The sequence below is a fragment of the Marinobacter alkalisoli genome, assembly GCF_045449855.1.
GTDB lineage: Bacteria > Pseudomonadota > Gammaproteobacteria > Pseudomonadales > Oleiphilaceae > Marinobacter.
Genome location: NZ_JBJJLC010000030.1, coordinates 38,466 through 64,477 on the forward strand (window position 1 = coordinate 38,466; position 26,012 = coordinate 64,477).

General features: G+C 58.8%; 21 protein-coding genes and 1 other RNA gene. 7 read left to right on the forward strand and 15 right to left on the reverse strand.

Annotation, left to right across the window (positions count from 1 at the left end; translation table 11 throughout):
• Positions 1-119: 119 nt before the first annotated feature.
• A complete protein-coding gene (gene yhbY, locus ACJO5Y_RS12480; RefSeq protein WP_406987594.1) occupies positions 120-431 on the forward strand; it encodes a ribosome assembly RNA-binding protein YhbY in 312 nt (103 codons plus the stop codon).
• Between the two features lie 65 nt (positions 432-496).
• On the opposite strand, the gene greA is transcribed toward yhbY, so the two are convergent.
• The 7 genes from greA to grpE all read right to left on the reverse strand — a co-directional run bounded on the left by greA (position 497) and on the right by grpE (position 10,542).
• Positions 497-976, reverse strand: a complete 480-nt coding sequence (greA, locus tag ACJO5Y_RS12485; protein ID WP_406987595.1) for a transcription elongation factor GreA — start codon at positions 974-976, stop codon at positions 497-499.
• Between the two features lie 4 nt (positions 977-980).
• Entirely contained in the window at positions 981-4,196 is a 3,216-nt protein-coding gene (gene carB / locus ACJO5Y_RS12490; protein WP_406987597.1) for a carbamoyl-phosphate synthase large subunit, read from the reverse strand.
• A 97-nt stretch (positions 4,197-4,293) separates the two neighbouring features.
• On the reverse strand, positions 4,294-5,418 hold the full coding sequence (gene carA, locus ACJO5Y_RS12495) for a glutamine-hydrolyzing carbamoyl-phosphate synthase small subunit (protein ID WP_406987598.1): 1,125 nt from the start codon (positions 5,416-5,418) through the stop codon (positions 4,294-4,296).
• Between the two features lie 448 nt (positions 5,419-5,866).
• Positions 5,867-6,667: a 4-hydroxy-tetrahydrodipicolinate reductase gene (gene dapB / locus ACJO5Y_RS12500; RefSeq protein ID WP_406987600.1), complete on the reverse strand. Its 801-nt coding sequence runs from the start codon at positions 6,665-6,667 to the stop codon at positions 5,867-5,869.
• Positions 6,668-6,678: 11 nt separating this feature from the next.
• Positions 6,679-7,803, reverse strand: a complete 1,125-nt coding sequence (gene dnaJ / locus ACJO5Y_RS12505; RefSeq protein ID WP_406987602.1) for a molecular chaperone DnaJ — start codon at positions 7,801-7,803, stop codon at positions 6,679-6,681.
• 79 nt (positions 7,804-7,882) lie between these two features.
• Positions 7,883-9,808: a molecular chaperone DnaK gene (dnaK, locus tag ACJO5Y_RS12510; protein ID WP_406987603.1), complete on the reverse strand. Its 1,926-nt coding sequence runs from the start codon at positions 9,806-9,808 to the stop codon at positions 7,883-7,885.
• A 140-nt stretch (positions 9,809-9,948) separates the two neighbouring features.
• Positions 9,949-10,542, reverse strand: a complete 594-nt coding sequence (grpE, locus tag ACJO5Y_RS12515) for a nucleotide exchange factor GrpE (protein WP_406987605.1) — start codon at positions 10,540-10,542, stop codon at positions 9,949-9,951.
• A 242-nt stretch (positions 10,543-10,784) separates the two neighbouring features.
• Here grpE and recN point away from each other — a divergent pair, with 242 nt between their 5' ends.
• Positions 10,785-12,464: a DNA repair protein RecN gene (gene recN, locus ACJO5Y_RS12520; protein ID WP_406987606.1), complete on the forward strand. Its 1,680-nt coding sequence runs from the start codon at positions 10,785-10,787 to the stop codon at positions 12,462-12,464.
• A 97-nt stretch (positions 12,465-12,561) separates the two neighbouring features.
• Here recN and fur read toward each other — a convergent pair whose 3' ends face one another.
• Positions 12,562-12,972, reverse strand: a complete 411-nt coding sequence (fur, locus tag ACJO5Y_RS12525) for a ferric iron uptake transcriptional regulator (RefSeq protein ID WP_406987608.1) — start codon at positions 12,970-12,972, stop codon at positions 12,562-12,564.
• Between the two features lie 122 nt (positions 12,973-13,094).
• On the opposite strand from fur, the gene ACJO5Y_RS12530 reads away from it, so the two are divergent.
• Positions 13,095-13,421 (forward strand): outer membrane protein assembly factor BamE, encoded by a 327-nt coding sequence (locus ACJO5Y_RS12530; RefSeq protein ID WP_406987610.1) that lies wholly within the window; start codon positions 13,095-13,097, stop codon positions 13,419-13,421.
• Positions 13,422-13,427: 6 nt separating this feature from the next.
• Here ACJO5Y_RS12530 and ACJO5Y_RS12535 read toward each other — a convergent pair whose 3' ends face one another.
• The 3 genes from ACJO5Y_RS12535 to ACJO5Y_RS12545 form a co-directional block, all read right to left on the reverse strand.
• Positions 13,428-13,709 (reverse strand): RnfH family protein, encoded by a 282-nt coding sequence (locus ACJO5Y_RS12535; protein WP_406987611.1) that lies wholly within the window; start codon positions 13,707-13,709, stop codon positions 13,428-13,430.
• Positions 13,706-14,152, reverse strand: a complete 447-nt coding sequence (locus tag ACJO5Y_RS12540; RefSeq protein ID WP_406987612.1) for a type II toxin-antitoxin system RatA family toxin — start codon at positions 14,150-14,152, stop codon at positions 13,706-13,708. Before ACJO5Y_RS12540 ends, ACJO5Y_RS12535 begins: the two co-directional genes overlap by 4 nt.
• 72 nt (positions 14,153-14,224) lie before the next feature.
• Positions 14,225-15,844: a sodium-dependent transporter gene (locus tag ACJO5Y_RS12545; RefSeq protein ID WP_406987613.1), complete on the reverse strand. Its 1,620-nt coding sequence runs from the start codon at positions 15,842-15,844 to the stop codon at positions 14,225-14,227.
• 180 nt (positions 15,845-16,024) lie between these two features.
• Here ACJO5Y_RS12545 and smpB point away from each other — a divergent pair, with 180 nt between their 5' ends.
• The 4 genes from smpB (at position 16,025) to ACJO5Y_RS12565 (ending at position 19,358) form a co-directional block, all read left to right on the forward strand.
• Positions 16,025-16,504 carry an SsrA-binding protein SmpB gene (gene smpB / locus ACJO5Y_RS12550; RefSeq protein WP_406987614.1) on the forward strand — a complete coding sequence of 160 codons (480 nt, stop codon included), beginning with the start codon at positions 16,025-16,027 and terminating at the stop codon, positions 16,502-16,504.
• 150 nt (positions 16,505-16,654) lie between these two features.
• The gene (locus ACJO5Y_RS12555; protein WP_406987615.1) at positions 16,655-18,076 is read left to right on the forward strand and encodes a wax ester/triacylglycerol synthase family O-acyltransferase; all 1,422 of its coding nucleotides are present in this window, start codon (positions 16,655-16,657) and stop codon (positions 18,074-18,076) included.
• Between the two features lie 85 nt (positions 18,077-18,161).
• Positions 18,162-18,526, forward strand: a transfer-messenger RNA (tmRNA) gene (gene ssrA, locus ACJO5Y_RS12560).
• Positions 18,527-18,761: 235 nt separating this feature from the next.
• Positions 18,762-19,358, forward strand: coding sequence for an exopolysaccharide biosynthesis protein (locus ACJO5Y_RS12565; RefSeq protein WP_406987617.1), 597 nt, complete (start codon positions 18,762-18,764; stop codon positions 19,356-19,358).
• Positions 19,359-19,373: 15 nt separating this feature from the next.
• Here ACJO5Y_RS12565 and ACJO5Y_RS12570 read toward each other — a convergent pair whose 3' ends face one another.
• The 4 genes from ACJO5Y_RS12570 to mqo all read right to left on the reverse strand — a co-directional run bounded on the left by ACJO5Y_RS12570 (position 19,374) and on the right by mqo (position 25,844).
• Positions 19,374-20,255, reverse strand: a complete 882-nt coding sequence (locus ACJO5Y_RS12570; protein ID WP_406987618.1) for a hypothetical protein — start codon at positions 20,253-20,255, stop codon at positions 19,374-19,376.
• 46 nt (positions 20,256-20,301) lie between these two features.
• Positions 20,302-21,972 (reverse strand): acetolactate synthase large subunit, encoded by a 1,671-nt coding sequence (locus tag ACJO5Y_RS12575; RefSeq protein WP_406987620.1) that lies wholly within the window; start codon positions 21,970-21,972, stop codon positions 20,302-20,304.
• Positions 21,973-22,008: 36 nt separating this feature from the next.
• Positions 22,009-24,039, reverse strand: coding sequence for a hypothetical protein (locus ACJO5Y_RS12580; RefSeq protein ID WP_406987621.1), 2,031 nt, complete (start codon positions 24,037-24,039; stop codon positions 22,009-22,011).
• A 323-nt stretch (positions 24,040-24,362) separates the two neighbouring features.
• Positions 24,363-25,844 carry a malate dehydrogenase (quinone) gene (gene mqo / locus ACJO5Y_RS12585; protein WP_406987622.1) on the reverse strand — a complete coding sequence of 494 codons (1,482 nt, stop codon included), beginning with the start codon at positions 25,842-25,844 and terminating at the stop codon, positions 24,363-24,365.
• Between the last annotated feature and the right edge of the window lie 168 nt (positions 25,845-26,012).

Consider the following 26,012-nt stretch of genomic DNA (forward strand, 5'->3'; position numbering starts at 1 on the left):
ATACGTGGTAATGGCCATTTCTCCACCGTTCCAATCTGTTACAATCCGTCGATTATACGGTTTTGGCGGCCATTACGCCGCTGACGTTTTGTTAATTGCATCCATTAAGAGATTACATCATGAGTCTTTCACCGGAACAGCGCCGGGAGTACCGGGGCATCGCCCACAACCTGAAGCCCGTCATCATCGTCGGCGACAAAGGCCTGTCCGAAGGACTTCAGGAAGAGCTGGAGCGCGCCCTGAACGACCACGAGCTGATCAAGGTCAAGATCGCCAGCCCCGACCGGGAAGTACGCCAGGAAGCCATTTCCCAACTGTGCAGAGATTCCGGAGCCGAACTGGTCCAGACCATTGGCAAGATCGCGGTCATCATGCGCCGCGCCCAAAAGCCCAACCCCAAGCTGTCCAACCTGCTCCGCAATAAAAGCTGAGCACATGGAAGCAACAAAAAAGCCGGCAACGAACACTCGCTGCCGGCTTTTTCATGGATGGGGCCTCAGATGTGCTCCACATCCTCGATTTCATACTCCACAGTGCCAGACGGCACGCGAATGGCAACAATGTCACCCTCGCTCTTGCCAATCAGCGCCCGTGCAATCGGTGAGGAGATCGAGATCTTGCCAGCCTTGATATCGGCCTCGTCCTCGCCACAGATCTGATAAACCACCTGCTCGTTGGTATCGACATTCAGCAGGTGTACCGTAACGCCGAAGATTACCTTACCGGTATTCTCGATGGTGTGGACGTCAATCACCTGGGCCGCGGACAACTTGCCCTCAATCTCCTGGATCCGGCCCTCGATAAAACTCTGCTGCTCCCGGGCAGCGTGGTATTCCGCGTTTTCCTTCAGATCGCCATGCTCACGGGCATCGGAGATGGCGGCGATCACCCTCGGGCGATCTTTGGACTTCAGCTTTTGAAGCTCCTCGCGGAGGCGGGTTTCACCCGCCTTTGTCATGGGTACTCTGTCAGCCATAGTCTTACTTTCCTGCGTGTAGATCCTGAAGGCGACGAACGGTGCGCTCGGGGCCAAACTTGATGGCCCGACAGAAGGCTTCGCCACCCGCCAGAGTCGTTGTATAGGTTACCTTGGACTGCAAGGCGGACTGGCGAATCTGCGCCGAGTCGGAAATGGCCTTGCGCCCTTCGGTGGTGTTAATAATCAATTGAACCTGGCCGTTCTTGATGGCATCCACAATATGCGGACGGCCTTCGCGGACCTTATTCACTCGCTCAACCTTGATACCCGCCTCTTTCAGGGCTTTCGCGGTACCGGTGGTGGCGATCAGCTTGAAGCCGGCATCCACAAGATCCTGTGCAACCTCGGCAGCTCCGGGCTTGTCCACATCGCGTACGGACATGAAGGCCGTACCCCGATCCGGCAGACGCTCCCCAATCGCCAGCGCAGCCTTGGCGAACGCTTCGTCAAAGCTGTCACCGATCCCCATCACCTCACCGGTCGATTTCATTTCCGGGCCGAGGATCGGGTCCACCGCCGGGAATTTGTTGAACGGGAACACGGACTCCTTCACAGCGTAATAGGTCGGCACAATCTCCTGGGTGAAGCCAAGTTCCGCCAGGGATTTACCAGCCATGACCCGCGCTGCCACTTTCGCCAATGACACACCAATGGCCTTGGACACGAACGGCACGGTGCGGGACGCCCGCGGGTTGACTTCGATCACGTAGATCTTGCCGTCCTGCCAGGCCAGCTGGACGTTCATCAGACCCACAACATCAAGCTCAATTGCCATCTTGCGGACGGCTTCGCGCATTTCGTCCTGCACGTCTTTTGGCAAGGTGTACGGCGGCAACGAACAAGCGGAATCACCGGAGTGAACCCCGGCCTGCTCAATGTGCTGCATGATACCGCCAATCACCACGTCCTTGCCGTCGGAGATGGCATCAATATCCACCTCAATGGCGGCGTTCAGGAAGTGATCCAGCAGTACCGGGCTGTCATTGGAAACCAGAACCGCGTTGCGCATGTAGCGAACCAGCTCGTCCTCGTCATAAACAATTTCCATCGCCCGGCCGCCCAACACGTAGGACGGACGCACCACCAGCGGATAGCCGATTTCACGGGCCGCCAGGATACCTTCCTCGTGGCTGCGCACCGTGGCGTTCTCGGGCTGCAGCAGCCCAAGCCGACCAATCATTTGCTGGAAGCGCTCACGGTCTTCGGCACGGTCGATGGCATCCGGGCTGGTGCCGATGATCGGTACGCCGGCCGCTTCCAGACCACGGGCCAGTTTGAGTGGCGTCTGGCCACCGTACTGAACGATCACACCCTTGGGCTTTTCGACGTTGATGATTTCCAACACGTCTTCCAGAGTAATCGGCTCGAAGTACAGACGATCAGATGTATCGTAATCCGTGGATACCGTCTCCGGGTTACAGTTGATCATGATGGTTTCATAACCATCTTCACGCATGGCCAGGGCGGCGTGAACGCAACAGTAGTCAAACTCGATGCCCTGACCAATCCGATTCGGACCACCACCAATGACCACAATTTTATCGCGATCAGAGGCGTCCGCTTCGCACTCTTCCTCATAGGTGGAGTACATATACGCGGTGTCCGAGGCGAACTCGGCGGCACAGGTATCAACCCGCTTGTAGACCGGGCGGATATTGAGGTCGTGGCGCAGCTTGCGCAGGCTGACCTCGGAAATGCCCAGCAACTTGGCCAGGCGGGCATCGGAGAAGCCCTTGCGCTTGAGACGCAACAGGGTATCGCGGTCGATATCGGCCTTGCCGGCGGATTTCAACGCCTGCTCTTCGCGGATCAGGTCTTCAATCTGTACCAGGTACCAGGGGTCGACGTGGGTATTGTTGAATACGTCCTCGACCGTCATACCGCACCGGAAAGCGTCGCCGATGTACCAGAGACGCTCCGCGCCAGGTACATTCAGCTCCTGCGTCAGGGTTTCCTGCCCGTCGGTCGTCGCGCAATCCACTTTCTCCTCAAAGCCTTCGGAGCCCACTTCCAGCCCTCGCATGGCTTTCTGCAGGGACTCCTGGAAAGTGCGGCCAATGGCCATGACCTCGCCCACGGACTTCATCTGGGTGGTCAGACGGGCATCGGCCTGGGGGAACTTCTCGAAGGTGAACCGCGGAATCTTGGTGACCACGTAGTCGATGCTGGGCTCGAACGACGCCGGGGTGACGCCACCGGTGATTTCGTTGCGCAGCTCGTCCAGGGTATAACCAATGGCCAGCTTGGCCGCGACCTTGGCAATCGGGAAGCCGGTGGCTTTCGAGGCCAGGGCGGACGAACGGGACACCCGCGGATTCATCTCGATCACCACCATGCGGCCGGTATCCGGGTTGATACCGAACTGCACGTTGGACCCACCGGTTTCCACACCGATTTCACGCAGCACCGCCAGCGAGGCGTTCCGCATGATCTGGTATTCCTTGTCGGTCAGGGTCTGGGCCGGGGCCACGGTGATGGAGTCGCCGGTGTGCACGCCCATGGCGTCAAAGTTCTCGATGGCGCAGACGATGATGCAGTTGTCGTTCTTATCGCGGACAACTTCCATCTCGTACTCTTTCCAGCCGATCAGCGATTCGTCGATCAGCAGCTCGTTGGTCGGGGACAGATCCAGGCCACGGGTACAGATTTCCTCGAACTCATCGCGGTTGTAGGCGATGCCGCCGCCGGAACCACCCATGGTGAAGGACGGACGGATAATGCAGGGGAAGCCGATGTCGTCAGCCACCTCCCAGGCTTCCGCCATGGAATGGGCGATGGTGGCGCGCGGGCACTCCAGACCGATCTTCTTCATGGCCTTGTCGAAGCGGTCGCGGTCTTCGGCCTTGTCGATGGTATCGGCATTGGCGCCGATCATCTCTACGCCGTGCTTTTCCAGTACGCCGTGCTTCTCCAGATCCAGCGCACAGTTCAGTGCGGTCTGACCACCCATGGTGGGCAGCAGTGCATCCGGGTTTTCTTTCTCGATGATTTTTTCGACGGTCTTCCAGGTAATCGGCTCGATGTAGGTGGCATCGGCCATCACCGGGTCGGTCATGATGGTTGCCGGGTTGGAGTTAACCAGGATGACCCGGTAACCCTCTTCCCTCAGGGCCTTACAGGCCTGGGCTCCGGAGTAGTCAAACTCGCACGCCTGACCGATCACGATGGGGCCGGCGCCCAGGATCAGAATACTTTTAATGTCGGTACGTTTTGGCATCTCTTGGTAAACCTGTCAGCAACTTAAAATTTCTTGCATCGCAATGTGCGGCGCCCGTTTCACTCAGGAAGCGTCAACCGGGAACAAACCCGGAAGCTTATCGGGCTTCCATCAACCGGATAAATTCATCAAACAGCGGCGCCACGTCATGGGGGCCAGGGCTGGCTTCCGGGTGCCCCTGGAAGCTGAAGGCCGGCTTGTCGGTGCGGCGAATACCCTGCAGGGAGTCGTCAAACAGGGATTTATGGGTCGCCTCCAGGTTATCCGGCAGGCTGGCCTCATCCACTGCGAACCCGTGGTTCTGGCTGGTGATCATCACCGTGCCATCTTTCAGGTTCTGGACCGGGTGGTTGGCACCGTGGTGGCCATGCCCCATCTTGATGGACTTGGCACCGCTGGCCAGGGCCAGCAACTGGTGGCCAAGGCAGATACCGAAGACCGGAATCTCGGTTTCCAGCACGTCGCGAATGGCGGTGATGGCGTAATCGCAGGGCTCGGGATCACCGGGGCCGTTGGACAGGAAGATGCCGTCCGGATTCATCGCCAGCACTTCGGAGGCCGGGGTCTGCGCCGGTACCACGGTGATGTCGCAGCCGCGAGCCGCCAGCATGCGCAGGATGTTCAGTTTGACGCCATAGTCCCATGCCACCACTTTGAAGCGGGATTCGGTGCGCTCACCGTAACCTTCTCCCAGGGTCCATTCGCTCTGACTCCAGGTCCAGGTTTTGCCGGAGGTGACTTCTTTCGCCAGGTCCATGCCTTTCAGACCCGGGAAGGCGTTGGCCAGCTCCAGCGCCCGATCGGCGGTCGCACCTTCACCGGCTACTACCGCGCCGTTCTGGGAGCCCTTGTCGCGGAGAATCCGGGTCAGACGGCGGGTGTCGATGTCTGCAATGCCCACGATGTTGTTTGTTCGCAGGTACTCGTCGAGGCTGCCGGTGCTGCGCCAGTTGCTCGCGATCAGGGGAAGATCGCGGATGATCAGGCCCGCGGCCTGGACGCGGCCTGACTCTACGTCTTCTTCGTTCACACCGGTGTTGCCGATGTGCGGGTAGGTCAGTGTGACAATCTGGCGAGAATAGGACGGATCGGTCAGGATTTCCTGGTAACCGGTCATGGCGGTGTTGAACACCACTTCGCCGCTGGTTTCTCCCTCAGCGCCAATGGCGGTGCCGTAAAACAGGCTTCCGTCTGCGAGTGCAAGGATTGCAGGTGTGCTCAAGGCTTGTATCCTCATCGAGTGGCGTATAAGTTCGTCACGAACAGGAACGCAAGCGCAAATTCAGGTCGCAAAAAAGCGAGAGGGAGTCTCAACTCCGTCCCGCCTTTTTGTTTCCCCGGGAACGTTTTCGGTTCCCTGACATTTTCAAAGCTACGCTTGGTGCAGTTAAACCGCCTTATTGTAAAAAATATGGCGCTTTATGTCCATCTGAAATCTACCTCCTGACGGAAAGCGCTGGAGCAAGGCGCTGAGTCCGGCAGGCGCTTGGAGTTCTGTTTTCCGGGAACCGCTACGAGCTCATCCATGAGCGCTTCTCTCAGGCCATCCATGGCCTTCGAAATTCCCGGAAAACAGAACTCCAATCCCCTACCTACGAGTTGACGTAGATCGAATTAGCCCACGTAGGTCGGATTAGAGGCGCCAGCCTCGTAATCCGACAACCCAACCCTCACTTCAACCCCAAAACATCCTGCATATCATAAAGCCCCGCCGGCTTGCCCTGCAGCCATAACGCCGCCCGCATGGCACCCTTGGCAAAGGTCATCCGGCTGCTGGCCTTGTGGGTCACCTCGATGCGCTCGCCTTCGGTGGCAAACAGGACAGTATGATCACCGACCACATCGCCGGCGCGGATGGTTTCGAAACCGATTTCCTTGCGGGTGCGCTCGCCGGTGAAGCCTTCGCGGCCATACACCGCGCATTCCTTCAGGTCGCGGCCAAGGGCATCGGCAACCACTTCGCCCATACGCAGCGCCGTGCCTGACGGGGCGTCTTTCTTGTGGCGGTGGTGGGCTTCTATGATTTCCACGTCGTAGTCGTCACCCAATGCTGCCGCGGCGGTGCGCAGCAGGTTGAGGGCCACGTTGACACCAACGCTCATGTTGGGCGCAAACACCACGGGGGTGGACTCGGCAACCACGGCCAGCTGCTCTTTTTCGGCGTCGGTCATACCGGTGGTGCCGATCACGATCATCTTGCCGTTGGCTTTGCAGAACTCAGCATTTTCCAGGGTCAGGTCCGGGAAGGTAAAGTCGATGAGCACATCAAAGTCGTCCTTCACTTCCGTCAGACTGCCAGCCAGGGTCACGCCGGTTTTGCCAATGCCACTCAGCTCTCCGGCATCCGCACCGATCAGCGAGCTGCTCGGCTCGACGACGGCTGCGCCGAGCTCCAGACCTTCGGTGCCCTCAACGGCTTCGATCAGAACCTTGCCCATGCGCCCGGCGGCGCCGATGATTGCTACCCTCATGTCATCTGTCCTCAGAATTTCATTTCGTCAAAGAAACTTTTCACACCCTCAAACCAGGAGGTTTTCTTCGGAGCATGATGAGTGCCGTTGGTGCCGTCCAGTGTTTGCTGGAACTCTTCCAGCAGCTCTTGCTGACGCTTGGTCAGATTGACCGGGGTTTCCACGATTGCGCGGCAGAGTAAATCACCTGCCGGACCGCCACGAACCGGGCTGACACCCTTGTTGCGCAGACGGAAAAGTTTTCCGGTCTGGGTTTCCGGCGGAATCTTGAGCTTCACGCGGCCATCCAGCGTCGGCACTTCCAGCTCTCCACCGAGGGTAGCATCCACGATGCTGATGGGCACTTCGCAATACAGGTTACGGCCATCACGGGTGAAGATGGAGTGCTCGCGAACGGCAATTTGCACATACAGGTCGCCAGGGGGGCCACCATCAACGCCCATCTCTCCTTCGCCGGAGAGGCGGATGCGGTCGCCGGTGTCCACACCGGGCGGAACCTTGACGGAAAGAGTCTTTTCTTCCTGCACCCTGCCCTGACCATGACAGGCCTTACAGGGGTTCTTGATGACCTGGCCCGAACCACGACAAGTGGGACATGCCTGCTGCACAGTGAAGAATCCCTGCTGCATGCGAACCTGCCCCATACCGTTACAGGTACCACAAGCTTCCGGGCGGGAACCTTTTTCCGCACCGCTGCCATCGCAGGTATCGCACTCTCTGTGACCCGGGATGCGGATCTGGACGGTCTTACCTTTGACCGCTTCTTCCAGGTCCAGCTCCAGGGTGTAACGAAGGTCGGAGCCACGGGTATTGCGGCCACGACCGCCGCCACCGAAGATATCCCCGAATACGTCACCGAAGATATCGGAGAAGCTGGCGCCGCCGCCTCCGAATCCACCGCCGGCCTGGCCATCAACGCCAGCGTGACCGAACTGGTCATAGGCAGCCCGTTTGGATTGGTCCGCCAGTATTTCGTAGGCTTCGCTGGCCTCTTTGAACTTGTTCTCGGCGTCAGTGTCATCCGGGTTACGGTCGGGGTGATACTTCATTGCGAGCTTGCGGTAAGCCCGCTTGACTTCCTTCTCGTCCGCATCCCGGGAGATCCCGAGAATTTCGTAATAATCGCGCTTGGCCATGCTTTAAAACCCTGTTTTTAAAACGCGGAAAACGCGGGAGAAACCCCGCGTTTTCCAACTGCCTGATGTACGTCAGAATTTACCGCTTGTCGTCGTCTTTGACTTCTTCGAACTCAGCGTCGACTGCGTCGTCAGAAGACTGGGCCTGGGCACTTTCTTCCCCGCCAGCCTGCTGCGCCTGATCAGCCTGATCTGCGTACATTTTCTGAGCCAGCTCGGAAGACACTTCCGTCAGCTTCTGGGTCTTGGCCTCAATGTCCTCTTTGTCGGAACCGGCCAGTGCTTCTTCCAGCTCCTTGATAGAGGCCTCAATGGACTCTTTTTCACTGTCGCTGACCTTGTCACCGGCATCGGTCAGGGTCTTGCGAACAGCGTGCACCATCGCGTCACCCTGGTTACGGACCTGCACCAGTTCTTCGAACTTGCGATCTTCCTCGGCGTTGGCCTCGGCATCGCGCACCATCTTCTCGATTTCGTCATCGTTCAGACCGGAAGAGGCCTTGATCACGATGGACTGCTCCTTACCGGTCGCCTTGTCCTTCGCGGACACGTTCAGGATGCCGTTGGCATCGATATCGAAGGTCACTTCGATCTGCGGTACACCGCGCGGCGCCGGCGGAATGTCGGCCAGGTCGAAACGACCCAGGGACTTGTTCTGCTGCGCCTGCTTGCGCTCACCCTGCACCACGTGGATGGTCACCGCAGTCTGGTTGTCATCCGCAGTGGAGAAGGTCTGCGACTTCTTGGTCGGGATGGTGGTGTTCTTGTCGATCAGCGGCGTAGCCACACCGCCCATGGTTTCGATACCCAGGGTCAGCGGAGTCACGTCCAGCAGCAGAACGTCTTTTACATCGCCGGAGAGTACGGCGGCCTGGATAGCGGCACCCATGGCCACGGCTTCATCCGGGTTAACGTCCTTGCGGGCTTCCTTACCGAAGAAGTTCTTCACCTTCTCCTGAACCATCGGCATGCGGGTCTGACCGCCAACCAGGATCACCTCGTCGATTTCGCCAACCTTGACACCGGAATCGTCCAGCGCGGTGCGACACGGCGCGAGACTGCGCTCGATCAGCTCTTCCACCAGGGATTCCAGCTTGGCACGGGTAACTTTCACGTTCATGTGCTTGGGACCGCTGGCATCCGCCGTTACGTACGGCAGGTTGACGTCGGTCTGCTGGCTGCTGGACAGCTCGATCTTGGCCTTCTCGGCGGCCTCTTTCAGGCGCTGCATGGCCAGCGAGTCGCCGCGCAGGTCGATACCGCTGTCTTTCTTGAACTGATCGGCCAGGTATTCGATCAACTTCATGTCGAAGTCTTCACCACCCAGGAAGGTGTCACCGTTGGTAGCCAGCACTTCGAACTGGTGCTCACCATCCACGTCGGCAATCTCGATGATGGAAATATCGAAGGTACCACCACCCAGGTCGTACACAGCCACGGTACGGTCACCGCTCTTCTTGTCCAGGCCATAGGCCAGGGCCGCAGCGGTCGGCTCGTTGATGATCCGCTTCACGTCCAGACCGGCGATTTTGCCGGCGTCCTTGGTGGCCTGACGCTGACTGTCGTTGAAGTAGGCCGGTACGGTGATAACCGCTTCGGTCACTTTCTCGCCCAGGTAGTCCTCGGCGGTCTTCTTCATCTTCTTGATGACTTCCGCAGATACCTGCGGCGGAGCCATCTTTTCACCCTTCACTTCCACCCAGGCATCGCCGTTGTCAGCCTTGGTGATCTTGTAGGGCACCATCTTGATATCTTTCTGAACCACATCGTCTTCAAAACGACGGCCGATCAGGCGCTTGATGGCGTACAGGGTGTTGTTCGGGTTGGTGACCGCCTGACGCTTGGCAGACTGACCTACCAGGGTCTCACCGTCTTCGGTGTACGCGATGATCGACGGGGTGGTGCGATCACCCTCGGCGTTCTCGATAACCTTGACCTTGTCGCCATCCATGATGGCAACACAGGAGTTCGTGGTTCCCAGGTCGATACCAATAATCTTGCTCATTGATTCACTCCAATTCGTTTGTTCAATCCGGTTGCGACATCGCCAATCCGATGCCTGACAAAACTGTTTCGGGCGTCAGCCCCGATCATGCTTTTCGGCGCCGCCTGTTTACTGCCTATATTGGCGCCTTAATTCACTTTTCAAGCCTGTTCATCGATTTTTGGTGCATCCTCGGCCTTGGCCACGACCACCATTGCGGGCCGAACCAGGCGTTCGTTCAGGGTGTACCCCTTTTGCACAACCGCAACGACGCTGTTCGGCTCGGCGTCTGGCGCCGGCACCATGGACATGGCTTCATGCAGTTGCGGGTCGAACGGCTCGCCGACCGGGTTGACCTGCTCCACATTGAATTTTCCGAGGCTATTCATGAACAGGTTCAGGGTCATTTCCACGCCTTCGCGGATAGACGCCACCAACTCACCGGAGGCCTCCTGACCTTCCGTGCTCTCAACCGCCTTTTCCAGGCTGTCTGCGACCGGGAGCAGTTCCTTCACGAACTTTTCCAGCGCAAACTTGTGGGCTTTCTCCACATCCAGCTCGGCACGACGACGAACGTTCTGCATTTCAGCCTGGGCCCGCAGCGCCTGCTCTTGATACTCCTGAACCTGAGCCTGCAGGGCTTCGGTTTCAGAGGGCTCGCCGGCTGAATCACTTTCAGCGTCTTCCGCTGCCTCGGCCTCGGCAGCTTTCAGCTCTTCCTCAACCTGCTCGTTACGATTCTCGTCAGCACTCATGGCTACTCCTGGTCATTCATCCGCGACCGCAAACACGGCCGGTTATACATGTCATCCGGCCACGTCGGGCCGGTTTAAAGAGGGTTGCGAACGAATATGGGGCCCCTTGCGCCGGTTTCAACCTTAACGAATGTATTTATGCGCAATTTCACACCCGTGAATTTGCAAACAGGTAAAACCCTGTATATATTCACAGTCACTGTATGTAACCACAGTATTTTTTCAGAGCGGAGGTCACCAGCATGCTCACACAGCTCACCGTTTCCAATTACGCCATTGCTGAAAGGGTCGAACTTCAGTTCAGCAAGGGCATGACCGCGCTGACCGGGGAAACCGGCGCCGGCAAGTCCATTGTACTGGACGCCCTGGGACTGGCCATGGGCGGGCGCGCCGATGCCGGCGCCGTGCGCCATGGTGCCAAGCGAGCCGACATCACCGCCTCCTTCGATGTGTCCCGTATCGACGAGGCCCGGAACTGGCTGGAGCACCACGAGCTGGACGACGAACATGACTGCATCCTGCGCCGGGTAATCAGCAAGGATGGCCGCTCACGGGCTTACATCAATGGTCAGCCCTGCCCCCTGGCGCACCTGAAAGACCTGGGCAGCCTGCTGATGGACATTCACAGCCAGCACCAGCACCAGTCCCTGCTTCGCAAGGAAACCCATCGCAAACTGCTGGATGAATACGCCGGCGTGGAAACCCTCGCTGCCGACACCCGCGATGCCTGGAAGATCTGGAGCAAGACCCGTCAGCGCCTGAACGAACGCCAGCAAAACGCCGACGAGGCCGAAGCCCGGCTGCAACTGCTCCGTTATCAGGTGGAGGAACTGGACCGCATGGCGCTGGAAGAAGGCGAGCAGGCAAGCCTGGAACAGGAACAGGAACAGCTGAGTCACGCCGACACTGTGCTCCAGAACAGCCAGCAAGCCGCCCTGCTCTGCACGGAAGAAGACAACAGCGCCGCAGACCTGGTTCGCCAGGCGCTGCAGCAACTGGAACACCTGCCCACCGAAGTGCCTGCGCTGGCGGACACCATCCAGATGCTGAACGAGGCACAGATCCAGATCAGCGAAGCTGGAGACAACCTGCGCCGCTTTGTCGAGGATTACGAGGCCGACCCCGCACGGCTGACCGAGGTGGAAGAGCGCCTGAGCGCCATCTACCAGATGGCCAGAAAGCACCGCATCACACCGGAAGAACTTCCGGAACTGCACCAGCGCCTGAGCGCCGAACTGGCCTCCCTGGATGACGGGGAAGGCAGCGTTGAGCAGCTGCAAGCCGAACTGGAAACCCAGCGCAATCGTTTCGACGAACTGGCCGGCCAGCTATCGGAGGCCCGCCAGCAGGCGGCCGCCAACCTCGACCAGAGGATCGCCGAGGAACTGGCACAACTGAGCATGCCGGCAGTGCAGTTTGTCACCCACCTGAATCGTGCCGGCGGCGGCGAGCCTGCCCCCCACGGACTCGAAGACGTGGAGTTCCTGGTCAGCGCCAACCCGGGCCAACCGGCACGCCCGCTGGCCAAAGTCGCCTCCGGCGGCGAACTGTCACGCATCAGCCTGGCCATTCAGGTGGTGGTCGCACAAACCTCAACCACACCTACCCTGGTCTTTGATGAAGTGGATGTTGGTATCGGCGGCGGCACGGCGGAAGTGGTCGGGCGGTTGCTGAGAACCCTGGGCAACGATGGCCAGGTCATGTGCGTAACCCATTTGCCACAGGTTGCAGCCCAATGCCATCAGCACCTGTTCGTCAGCAAGTTTACCGAACAGGACGCGACCTTCTCGAAAATTGAAACACTGGACGATCACGGACGGATCAGCGAAGTGGCAAGAATGCTTGGCGGTGTCGACATGACCGAGCACACCATTGCCCATGCCAAAGAGATGTTCACCAAGGGACAGGCAACCCATCACTGAGCGACAGAGCACATTCCCCTCTCGACCCTGAGAGCTGTTAGGGCGGGTTAACACCCGCCCCTTTTTTTATTCGGTCATTACTCTTACGGAAAGAAAGTTACTTACCAATAGGTTTAACGTAGAGAATCAGGCTGTGATCTATGATCTCATAGCCATGCTCTTCGGCAATTTTCTTCTGGCGTTCTTCGATAATGGGATCGCAGAACTCAATGACCTCACCGGTTTGCGTACAAACCATGTGGTCGTGGTGATCATCACCAGCCATTTCGAACACTGCGTGCCCGCCTTCAAAGTTGTGGCGAAGCACCAGTCCGGCGGCCTCAAACTGGGTCAGAACCCGGTAAACGGTCGCCAGGCCCACGTCATCCCCTTGCTCCAGAAGCTTCTTGTACACATCCTCTGCGCTGAGGTGGTGTTCCTCGGAGTTTTCCAGAATGTTGAAAATCTTTACTCTCGGCAGAGTAACTTTCAGACCGACTTTTCGTAATTCGGCGTTTTCAGATGACATGTTACTATTCACTCGTTGGTGTGCCCCACGGCTTCCGGTATGATGAAGCCGCATTTATACGGTTAGACCGTGTCACACCTGCCCTTGGCAGGCGATTTCAAGATAGAGGATTTCCCCCGGCGATGCAAAAGCTCACAGCTCTCATTCTCACTCTCATCCTGTCTGGTTGTGCTTTTCCTGGCGTTTACAAGATCAACGTCCAGCAAGGCAATATCCTGACCGACGAGGAGCTGACATCACTGACTGAAGGCATGTCCCGCAGCCAGGTGCAATCTGTCCTGGGCAATCCCCTGATGGTCAACCCGGTTGACCCCTCCCGGGAGTACTACATCTACACTTTCCAGCGCCGGGGTGGTGACATCGAAGAACAACGCGTCATCGTCTATTACGACAATGACCAGTACACCCACTACGAAGCACAGCTACTGGAAGAAACACCGGCCTACTAAGGCCGTTCAGGATTTCTTCTTCGCCCGATTAAGCCGGGCCTGCTTGGGATCGATCTTCAGCGGCCGGTACAGCTCAACCCGGTCGCCCTCCCGCAGTTCATGCGCGGCGGGTGACTTGATGGCCTTACCAAAGATCCCCATGTCATTGCTTTCAGGATCAACCTCAGGAAAGACCGTCACGATGCCTGACTGTTTGACAGCTTCCAGCGCGGTGGTTCCATCCGGCACCTCCAGGCTGATGATCTCCTGCTTGTCCGGGCGGGCGTAGGCGACTTCCACACGAATCATTCCACCACTCCTGCGTAGACCATATCCGCACGCCGGCAGAACGCATCCACCATGGTGTTGGCGGCCTGACTGAACACCGGGCCAAACGTCATACGGGACAGCGACCCGGAGAATTCAAACTCCAGCGTCAGAATCACCTTGCAGGCATTGTCATCCAACGCCCTGAAATTCCAGCGACCGGTGAGATCACGAAACGGTCCATCCACCAGGCTCATTTCGATGGTGTCCGGATGGAACAGCTGGTTACGGGTGGTCAGACGCTGGCGAATACCACCCTTGGCTACATCCAGGGAGGCGGTAACCTGCTCTTCGTCCCGGTCATGGATCTCCGCACCGGCACACCAGGGCAGAAACTCGGGGTAACGGGCAATGTCGTTGACCAGATGGAACATGCGCTCGGCGGAGTGCATGACCAGGGCTGTCTTGTCGATCTGATGAGGCATTGGAACCGGTTGTCCTGCTATCAAACATGCTTTGAAATCGCTGCCCCGGACGCTGTCACGCGGCAGCCGTATTCAGACGCTATGATAAAGGATATTGTCCTGTTTTGGGGCTTTTTCGGGGAACTGATCCCCCCCGGCATCGTCGTCATGCCTGGCGGGGCGCGCCTCACCGCTGTTGGAGGCCGGCTGCGCAGGCTCACTCTCCTGCGGGGCGTCAGCTTGCTGGCTCTTGGTGTCCGGCGCTTTGCCAGGGGTGGCAACCACGGGACTGAGCTGACGGCACCACCTTGTTTTCTCACCGCTGTCACACAGGTTGTCCAGCGAGAACAGCGTGTAGGAGATCCCGATAAACGCCACCACAACCGGCAACACCAGGCGCATCACCCAGTACCAGATACGACTGAACAGCCAGGGCGTCTTCCCCAGAATGCGGAACGACAGCGAACGGGTCAGGCACCACCCGGTGAACAACGCGATCAGGATTGCCACCAACGGAATCAGCAGCCCGCCAGTGATCAGCTCCAGCCAGCGAAACAGCGTTCCCCCCGCAAGCTGAACGTCGCCCCAGATGTTGAAAGACAGCAACGTGCCCAGGCCGGCAAACCACACCAGCGCCCCCATGATAAAGGCCGACCAGCCCCGGGGCGAGCCAGTCCACTCCCGGAACCAGCCAATCACCGGCTCCAGCAACGCCAGAGAGGTCGTCCACACCACCAGCACCACCAGCAGGAACGCCGCCGCAATAATAAACTGGCTCCCCGGTAGCGGAGCCAGTGCAACCGGCAGGGAAACAAATAACAGGCTGAAACCGCGCTCGCCATCAAAGCTGCTACCCGCCGTCGCCGTTGCGAAAATCAGCACACCGGCCAGAATGGCGATCAAGGTATCCATCAACACCACCGCCAGCACCGAGCGTTTCAACCTGACCCCGACCGGAGTGTAGGCGCCGAAGATGGACCACACACCCATACCCAGTCCGAGTGTAAAAAAAGCATGGAACAGCGCCGCCTTGAAACTGCCGAAACCCACGTCTTCCGGCCGGAACTCGAGAATCGTGGTCACCGCTCCATCCAGGCGGTCATGCCACCCGGCCAGGGCAAACAGCGCCAGCAATAACAGCAGGGAAGCCGGCACCAGCGCCCGGAAAACACGCTCCAGGCCTTTGACCACACCCTGGATGGACACCCAGACAACCAGCACAAGAAAGAACAGGTGCCACGCCATGAACATCCTGTAGTCGCGGGTATCCGATACCAGGTCCGCCAGCACAGCGGTCGCTTTCGCCTGCCCCGCACCATTGAACACCCCGAGCGCGCCAAAAAACACATAGGCCAGTGCAATGGAGCCAAACACCGCGGTATAGGAAAGCACCAGGAAGGCCGCGATAATGCTGAGGCGTCCGGCATACATCCACCAGCGCGAGCAGCGCGCACTGCGTATGTAGCCGTCCAACGCCAGCACAATACCGTGCCGGGAGTGGCGCCCCATGGCGGATTCGGTCACCATCAGCGGCAGCGTCACCAATAACAGGCAGGCAAGGTACAGCAGGATGAACAGCCCGCCGCCATGCTGGCCCGCCAGGTACGGGAACTGCCACAGGTTGGCAAGCCCCACGGTGGCGCCGACTGCGGCCCAGAAAAACGTCGATTGACGGGTCCAGGACCCGATGGGAGTCTCGTATGGTGCAGACATTCAGCATTCCGACAGAGTTGAACCGTCCATTGTAGCGGATGAATCCGCCTTGCTACGACCACCGACCGGGTCTATCACGCTGATTTCGTGACCGGTCTGGCACTCCTGGGCTACAATGCGCGCTTTCCCGGCGTGTATTATTCCCGGCAAATTCTTTATCCGAACCCGGATTATCGATTCATGAGCAAAAAGAAAACCGGACCCCAGAGCAGTACCATTGCTCTGAACAAGAAGGCAAAACACGAATATCACATCGAAGAGCGCTTCGAGGCAGGCCTTGCCCTCCTGGGCTGGGAAGTGAAATCCCTGCGTGCCGGCAAGGCACAGCTGACGGACGCCTACGTGCTGCTCAAGAATGGCGAGGCGTGGCTGCTGGGCTCGCACTTTACCCCGCTGATTACCGCGTCCACCCACGTCATTGCGGACCCTACGCGTACGCGTAAGCTACTGCTGCACGCCAAGGAAATCGCCAAGATTGTTGGCAAGGTCAACCAGAGCGGCTACACCTGCATTCCCCTGGCCCTGTACTGGAAACAGAACAAGGTGAAATGCGAAATCGCCCTGGTGAAAGGCAAGAAGCTGTTCGACAAGCGCGCCACCGAGAAAGAACGCGACTGGAACCGCCAGAAGCAGCGCATTTTGCGCGACGCCAACATCTGACTCCGGATGCGGCAAATCTGTGTCGCATCTGCACTCACTTTTACCTTTCACCCGATCGGCCTATACTCTTGGGTCCAATCGCCGATATGCCACAGGTCCGTGGCGAAGTTGTCCGTTCGGCAAATGGATTGCATCCTGAACGGAGGCCTCATGTCCCAGAGTAAAACCGCCATGTCAGCCGTGGACAAATCCTGGCTGCGCATGGACAGTCCCGCAAACCCGATGATGATTTCAACGGTCCTGATCTTTGATCAGCCGATCTCCCTCAAGCGCCTGAAACGCACCCTGCACGAACGCTTCCTGTGTTTTCGTCGCTTTCGCCAGCGCGTCGTCCAGGAGGGGGAGCGGGTGTACTGGCAAGACGACCCGCTGTTCGACATCGACAACCACATTCATCGCATCGCCCTGCCCGGCGACGGCAACCAGGACGAACTACAGTCACTGACCAGTGATCTGGCCAGCACAGCCATGGATCACCGGCGACCACTCTGGCATATCCACTACATTGACGGTTACGAGGGCGGCTGCGCCCTGATCGTCCGCATTCACCACTGCATTGCCGATGGCATTTCGCTGGTGCGTGTCTTGTTATCCCTGACCGACAACACACCGGAAGCCAAACTGAGCCGGATCGCTACCACTCATCCATCGACGGACGACTCAGTGGAGAGCAGCCTGCGGCGCTTCAGCCACCGCGTGCTGGACAGTGGCCAGACCGCCCTGGAACAGGGCAGGCTCTTCCTGCACTCCATGCGGAAGGAGCCGGGTTACCCCGTCAAGATGGCCACGACAGCGGGCAACATTGCCATGGACCTGGTCAAACTGGGGTTCGCCCGGTTCGAACCCAAGACCGGCTTACGCTCGCCCCTGAGTGGCCGCAAACAGGTAGCCTGGGCCGACCCCCTGAGCCTGGCGGAAGTCAAACTCTGCGCCCGGGCATTGCGGGGTACCGCCAATGACGTACTGCTTTGCGCGGCTACCGGTGCGCTGCAACGACACTTTCGGGAAACCGGTGAACACATCCCCGAGTGCGGCATTCGCGTCGCCGTGCCCTTTAACCTGCGCCCCCTGAAACAACCCATCGAGACCCTCGGCAACCAGTTCGGGCTGGTACTGGTCTGCCTGCCGGTGGAGGTGAACTGCCCGCGTATGCGCTTCCGCCAGGTACAGGAGAACATGAACCGCCTCAAACGCTCCTACCAGGCCCAGGTCACCTACAGCCTGCTGGACCTGTTTGGCCGCGGCCCCGATATTCTCGAGCGGCGAGCGCTGGCACTGCTGAGCAACAAGGCCTCCGCCGTGCTCACCAACGTGCCCGGCCCCAAAGAGGCGGTCTACCTGGCTGGCGCCAAGCTCGTCCAGCCCATGTTCTGGGTGCCACAAAGCGGCAACATCGGTATTGGCATGAGCATTTTCAGCTACGCCGGCACCGTGCAGTTCGGCATCACCATCGACCGGGCCATCAACGCCGACCCGAACGCGGTGATGGGCTATTTCCGCGAAAGTTTCGCCGAATTGAGGGACGTCGCCCTCCAGCGAAACGAGCACGCAACCGCGCAAACGGCCAGTTGATAGGTACAAATCACCCGGGCTGGCGGGAAAACTAAACAAGGAAGTCCTTGAAGTTGAAGGAACCGGCCACATATACTGTGGGCAAGGGGACGACATGGCTTCGACGCTGGTGGCGAACCCTTGGGTGCATGTCGAGATGGCAGCCAATCTCGTTAATCCAAAGCTGCAACGCAATAGTCGCAAACGACGAAAACTACGCACTAGCAGCGTAAGCTGCTAGTCGTCCTGACCGGGTCGCCCGTAGCCCGGAAGCAACATCTCAGGACGTCATCGCTTACGGGATGCTCCTTTAACCAGAGTTCACTGGTTAGAGGCTAAGATTTAAAGAACTCGGTTCTTGCACCCTGGCTCTCGGGTCGCTTGAACTTAAATCAATAGAGAGACGCTAAACATGTAGACCTCAAGGCTGAGTACTGGCGGACGCGGGTTCAATTCCCGCCGTCTCCACCAAACTCTCCGAAAAGCCCCTGATTTCAGGGGCTTTTTTTATGTCAGGACCAACCACACGTCCACACAAAGTAGCGCCCCATACGCGTTCCGTGCACTCAAGCCAATTCCAGGCCCTTCACCTTCCCGAGATGCCGATGGAGAATGTGACTGTCTTCCGAGGCACCGGGATGGTAATTTTCAATTTCCCAGGCAGATCATCAGCATCCGAATCAGCAGCAAGCGAGATACTCTGACTATGAAGGATGGCAACGACCCCACCACCATGAAGCAACTCCTTGACCGTATCCGGGCCTCCGGCGAAGGCGTGGAGCAGGTGTCGGTGGCGGAGATTCTGGAGGCGGTTGGGGAGCGGTCGTTCGGGCCGGTGGTGTTGCTGGCCGGGCTGATCACACTGGCGCCGCTGATCGGGGATATTCCCGGGGTGCCTACGCTGCTTGGCCTGGTGGTGGTATTAACACTGGGGCAACTGTTGTTCCAGCGACATTCGATCTGGCTGCCAAGCTGGATTTCCGGGCGGCAGGTACCCAGGGGCAAACTGGTGAAGAGTGTGGACTGGCTGCAGAAGCCGGCGCGGTTTCTGGATCGTGTGACAAAACCCCGACTGACGTTTCTGGTGAATGGTCCGGGGCTTTATGCGATGGCGCTGATCTGCATGTCGGTGGCACTGGCCATGCCGGCCATGGAGGTGGTGCCTTTCAGCGCCAACGGCGGCGGAGCGGCGCTGATGGCCTTCGGACTGGCGATTGTGGCCCGGGACGGTCTGGTGGCGTTGCTGGCCACCACGGTCACCGGGCTGACTTTCTGGCTTATTCTCGACAACCTGATTTTCTAGTCAGGCAACGGCGGGCTAGTTTTCGGAGCTCAGGCTTTCCTGCAGGTCCCTGAAGAACTGCTCGGTATGCTCACGTATCTCCCGCAGCTTGACCGCCCACTCATCGCGGTTACGCTCAAGGGATTCACTGCTCACTTCCGCTAGCCGCCGACCGGTTTCGGTCAGGGTATGGGTCGCATTGGCCAGGGCTTCCAGCGTGGGTTCGGCCAGCTCTTCGCTGCCGCTTTCCAGGTCCTTCGCGGCCTGTTCCAGGGTTTTCCGGTCACTTTCCGGTGCCTGGCGGTTTTCTTCCAACGCCCGGTTCACGGATTCTTCCAGCTCTTCCATGTAGTCCCGGAGTTCCTGGCCGTAATCGTTCACGGCCTTGTCCGCGCGGCGGGCGACGTCATTGGAGTAGACTTCCAGCTCGCGGGCCATGTCGCTCAGACGCTGTTCCATGTCGTCCGAGGAGGATGAGAAGCTTGCGGTGATGCGATCACTGAGCTCGCTGATCTGCCCCACCAGGCCGCTGAATGGGGACGGGTTCATGATGGCCTCGCCTGTACGCTCGTAGTCCACCAGCCACTGCCCCTGGGTCTCGACCAGGTACGTCATCACTTCCCGGCGCTCGTTGCCACCGGCATTCTCCGCCGGCAATCGGGTGACGATGGTGGCTTCGGTGCCATCAATGACTACGCGACCGAAGGAAGGCACCATGTCGGCCCAGTCGCGCTCGAAGCTGTCGAAGCCTTTGTCACTGCCCAGCGTGGAATATTCCACCACATCGCTGGTGTCGTTGTCGGCCATGGCCTGCCAGAAGGCGGAAGCGACGTCTTGCGGGGTGTTGGGCTTGCTGCAGGCGGCGACCAGGATTACCACGGACACCCAGACTAAAACTTTCAACGCGGAGCGAACCATTCAACCGTTCCTCTGATGACTGATCGGGTTGCCGATCATACACCGGTTACAGGTTGCAGGTCAGCTCCGCCAGTTCCTCATCGAATACCCGCTTGTTCTCGCTGTAATCCACCGGCACATCCACCAGATGGACGCCACCGGCGGACAGAGCAGACTCCAGGGTGGGCAGGAGGTCTTCCGTGCGGGCCACCCGGTGCCCGGTGGCTCCGTAGGATTGCGCATATTTCACGAAATCCGGGTTGCCGTAGTCCAGGCCGAAATTCGGAAAGCCTTCCTGGGCCTGCTTCCACTTGATCATGCCGTAGGCATTGTCGTTAATAATCAGCACCACCAGGTTCAGGTTAAGGCGCACGGCGGTTTCCAGCTCCTGGCTGTTCATCATGAAACCGCCGTCACCACACACCGCCATTACTTTCAGGTCGGGATAGAGCATCGCGGCCATCATCGCGCTGGGCAGGCCCGCACCCATGGACGCCAGGGCGTTGTCCAGCAGCACGGTGTTGTTGTCGTAGGCCGGATAGTTACGCGCAAACCAGAGCTTGTACATACCGTTGTCGAGGGCAATGATGCCGTCTTCCGGCATGACCTGCCGAACGTCGTGGACAATGCGCTGGGGAATGATCGGGAACCGCGGGTCCTCGCTGCAGGACGCAAGGTGCTTGTCGACCGAGGCCTTCACCTCCATAAAACGGCTGAAATCGTGATTCCCACAAGGACCGCAATGTTCGGCCATGTATTCGACGCTGTTGGCGATATCACCCACCACTTCGTGTTGGGGAAAGTACACGGGGTCCACGTCGGCGGCGCTGAAGTTGACGTGGATGACCTGTTTGCCACCGGGTTTCATGAAAAACGGCGGCTTTTCCACCACATCGTGGCCCACATTGATGACCAGATCCGCATGGTCGATGGCGCAGTGCACAAAGTCCCCGGCGGAAAGTGCGGCGTTGCCCAGATAACGGGGATGGCGCTCATCCACCACCCCTTTGCCCATCTGGGTGGTAAAGAATGGAATATTGCTGACATTGACCAGGTGAATCAGCGCCTGGGATACCCGTTTGCGGTTGGCTCCGGCGCCGATCATGATCAGCGGGTGTCGGGCGCTGCGGATCATCTCGCAGGCCATTTCCAGGCTCTTGGTGCTGGCGGTTGGCCGGCGGGCGTCGCTGGGCTGGAAGATGTGAGTGTCCGGCGCGGTCATCTCGGAGGCAATGTCCTCGGGCAACTCCAGATGCACCGCGCCGGGGCGTTCTTCTGCGGCCAGCCGGAACGCTTCCCTGACCTTGGCGGGAATGGTGTTGGCGTTACTGATCTGGCGCGTGTACTTGGTCAGCGGGCGCATCAGGTCCACCACATCGAGGATCTGGAACAGTCCCTGCTTGGAGGATTTGATCGGCTTTTGCCCGGAGATCATCATCATGGGCATGGCGCCCAGTTGGGCGTAGGCAGCTGCGGTGACCAGGTTGGTCGCCCCCGGGCCAAGGGTCGACAGGCAAACCCCAACGTGCCCGGTCAGCCGGCCATAGGTGGCCGCCATGAATCCCGCCGCCTGTTCATGGCGGTTGAGAATCAGTTGAATATCCGATTCCCGCAGCGCTTCCAGCAGGTCCAGGTTCTCTTCACCGGGAACGGCAAAGATGTATCGCACGCCTTCGTTCTCGAGCGCACGCACAAAGATTTCGGCACCGTTGAGGTTGTCTCTGGCCATGGCGGTCATTCAATCTCCTGATCCGATGAGTCTTTTTAAGGTCGCTTACGCTTCGGACGGCGGGGGCTCCGCCTGCAATGAAATATCAGCCGGTACCCGATCACGCCCCCAGCTGTTGTGTACCCGTTCGATCACCCGTTGCAGTTCTTCTTCGCTAACACCCGCCGGCTCGCCACGCTCCAGGGGATCGAAATGGAAGATATACAGCCGCGAGGCAAATTGCTCAAGCGGCAGAGAGGCTTCACCGAACCGTTCGCCCTTGCGGGCAGTGCTGACCACCACGCCGTCACCCCAGTTCTGCCCACTATCATTGTTGGGGTTGAAGAAGTACACCCGCATCACATCTTCCGGGTCCAGGTTAACCCGCAGGATGGTAATGGCGTGCCACCCGATAAATCGCGCGGCGCTGTCGGTGACGGCTATGCCGGCCGGCTGCGGATGGATCAGCGGCTGGTTACCGTTGTAGAACGGATGGTAGCTGGCATAGAAGTGGCGCAGGAAGCCTTCGAGATCCTGGAGCTTACCGGTCGCCACGTCCACGTTGATGGCAAAACCACGGCCAGCCGACCAACCATGGAATTCCGGGTTCACCCACTGGTGGGGATCCCCCGGGCGACCAATACACAGGCGCCCCATTTCCGCGTAGATGCGATCCAGATGCGGGACCACCACCAGGGATACAGGGTCCAGGTCCAGGGTGACCATCGAAGCAACACCGCCTCTACTATCAGCGGATGAGACCGGTTTGCCCTCGAAGTGCATGATGATTTCATTATCCCGCGCCGCCCAGGCCACCATTTGCAGCAGATAGTCGGGATCGTTGTACGCCCACATGGACAATGCCCGGGCCGACTGGCAGGTGGGGTTATTACCCTGGCCAACTCCCAGAGGCTGGCCAAGCATGTTCAATACCCCCTGGATCAGCCAGGCTTTGGGTTGTGGGGAATAACCATAAGCCAGCTGGATGCGCTCACGCGCCTCGGGACAGATCGCCAGCAAAGCCTGTCGCCACAATGCCGGTGCAACCGGTGGCTGGTAGAGAATCCCCCGCTCCAGTATCAGCGCCAGGCCATACAACCCCTGGGCTGTCTCCGGAAAGACGCCTTCGGTCACCAGCTCATGCACCAGTTCCCGGTAGCACAACAGGCAGTCACGCCCGGTGCTGGAGAGCCCGAGCGCCTCGGTCAGCAGGGTGTCCTGTTTTTCCAGAATGTGTCGTACGAACGCTGCGTGGTAAGGGGACACCAGCCCTGTGTCGTGCATGGAGCGGGCAAAGCCGGTGGCCTCGCCCTGCAGCGCCACGGTGTCCATGAACTGCAGCCGTTCCTCGTAAATCGGGATGCCCGGGTCTTCACGACAGGCCTGGGTCGGACCGTAAAGACTGGAGATCAGGCGCTCCGCGCCCTGCCCCGCACCACCAAGGTCAATGGCCGGGTCAATCCGACACAGGGCGATCTGGGTAATCATTTGCCGAACGCTGGTGACCTGAATCGGGCGTTGCTGGAGAATACGCCAGATTTCCTCTATCAGCCGGTCGATGACATGCTCGTAGCCGATTTCAAGGGCCACGTGCTGGATGACCCCGCGGCTGATCAGGGCCAGCTCACCCTGTTCACGCTCAGCCTCGCCCCCCTCGCCGAACAGCAGGCTGAGATTGAGGGCCAGCACCTGAGTCAGGTAATGATGGGCCTGCTCGGAAGATACGGAGGGGTGCCAATAGTCCCCTTTCGCGACCGCCAGCAATCGCAACTCACTGATTGACTCAATGATGACGGTATCCGCCTGGGGGCTTTGCAGGGCACTGGTGGTCAGAAACGGCAAAAGAATGGAGGGTTCTGCCCAGTCAGTGCCCAGGAAGACACCGGCATTCTCCAGCCATTCCGCACGCGCGACCATGGCTGCGCAGCCCTCCGGCTGCAACAGCACCCGGCGGACGACGTCAAACAGCTCAGGTAGCTTTGCGGGTTTGGCAAAGGGGGGGCTACCTTCCAGCTCTTCAATCGCATTATCCAGTCTCTGCACCAGCGTTTCAAAGTTAACGCTCGGTACAGAGTTGCCAGCGTCGGAGTCGCTCAAACTGTCTTCCTCAGGGCCTGAACCAGACCCACTGTTGGTAATTCCTGATGGAATTATACATAGAAATCCAGTTCTTCCTGATGTTTAAGTAGATCCCGCATCACATAAGGGTCTTCACCGAAGGAGCGATATACCCTTTATCCGGGTTGAACGCTTGCTCACTCACGGCACGTCTCCTTTCAGGGGATGTACCTACTAAGCTAGAGGTTTCAGTGCAAATGGCAAATATTCTGGCCCTGAGAAAACGCAAAAAACACCGCAAACACTGGTAACTGAACCAGTATTCGTGGTGCTTTCTGGGTTTGTTAGAACAATTAGGTATATCAGCCCAATTGCAGCGTTGTCAGCGTTCTGTCCCGCACCTTCCTGAGCAATGGCTCATCGTCGACCAGTGACTGACCATAGGAAGGCACCATTTCCTTCATGCGTTCCTGCCACTCGGCGGTCTTGATCTTGCCTGCAAAACAGCGCTCGATAACGTCAATCATCGCGTGTGCTGCGGTGGAGGCGCCAGGGGATGCGCCCAATAGGGCCGCCAGAGAGCCGTCCTTCGCCGCCACGATTTCAGTGCCGAACTCAAGCTTACCGCCACCACCGGGCGTCTGCTTGATGATCTGTACCCGCTGGCCCGCACTCTGCAGCTTCCAGTTTTCCTCCTTGGCATTCGGGAAAAAGTTGCGCAGGGCCGCCACACGCTCGGCATGGGACTGGAACACCTCACCGATCAGGTAACGGGTCAGGTCCATGTTGGTCCTGCTAACGGAAAGCATCGGACGCAGGTTGGTGGGCTTCACCGATCCGAACAGATCGAACACCGACCCCTGCTTCAGGAACCGGGTGGTGAACCCGGCAAACGGTCCGAACAGCAACGCCGGCTCGCCGTTGATGATGCGGGTATCCAGGTGTGGCACCGACATCGGCGGCGCACCGATCGGCGCCTTGCCGTACACCTTGGAATGATGCTGTTTGACGACCTCCGGTTCCTGGCAGACCAGCCACTGTCCGCTGACCGGGAAACCGCCGTAACCGCGAGCCTCGTCAATATTGGATTTCTGCAACATCGGCAGGGCGCCGCCACCGGCCCCCAGAAACACGAAACCGGCTTCCAGTTTCTTGACCTCACCGGTCTTCTGGTCTTTCACCCGCACTTTCCAGCGGCCATTGTCCCGCTTCGCCAGGTAGTGAACCGGGCTGCTGAGCATCAGCTCAAAATTGGGCGTGCTTTCCAGGTACTTGACCATGCTGCGGGTGAGAGAGCCGAAATCGACGTCCGAACCATGCTTGATCCGCGTTGCCGCCACCGGCTGCTTGGGATCGCGGTGCTTGACCACCAGCGGCATCCACTCGGCCAGGTCATCCGGGGATTCGGTGTATTCCATTTCCCGGAACAGGTGATGGGCGCTGAGTTTCTCGAAGCGGCGCTTGAGGAAAGCGACGTCCTTTTCACCCCAGACGAAGCTCTGGTGAGGCGTGCGGTTAATGAACGACGTCGGTTCCGGCAACTTGCCCTGTTCCACCAGATAGGACCAGAACTGCAGCGACACTTCAAAGGAGGAGTTGATCTGAAGCGCCCGTTCAATGGCCACATCGCCATCTTCGGTTTCGGGGGTGTAATTCAGTTCACAGTACCCGGCGTGGCCGGTGCCTGCGTTGTTCCATCCATCGGTGCTTTCATGGGCAACGTGATCGAGACGTTCCACCATGACGATGTCCAGTGATGGGTCCAGCTGCCTGAGCATCATGCCGAGGGTAGCGCTCATGACGCCCCCACCGACCAGCACTACATCTGCCTGTCTTGCGGCCATTGGTCTTCACCCTGCTTGGTTTTGAGCCTGTCACCTCTCCACGATCAGCAAAGAGGTCTTTGGGAAGCCAGCAGGGCAACTCGATTCGGGCCCGGCGGAGGCTTCCTGTCCGAATATGTGGCGCAATTATCCCGGTTTTTGCTCCAATAATAAAATGTGATACTCAAC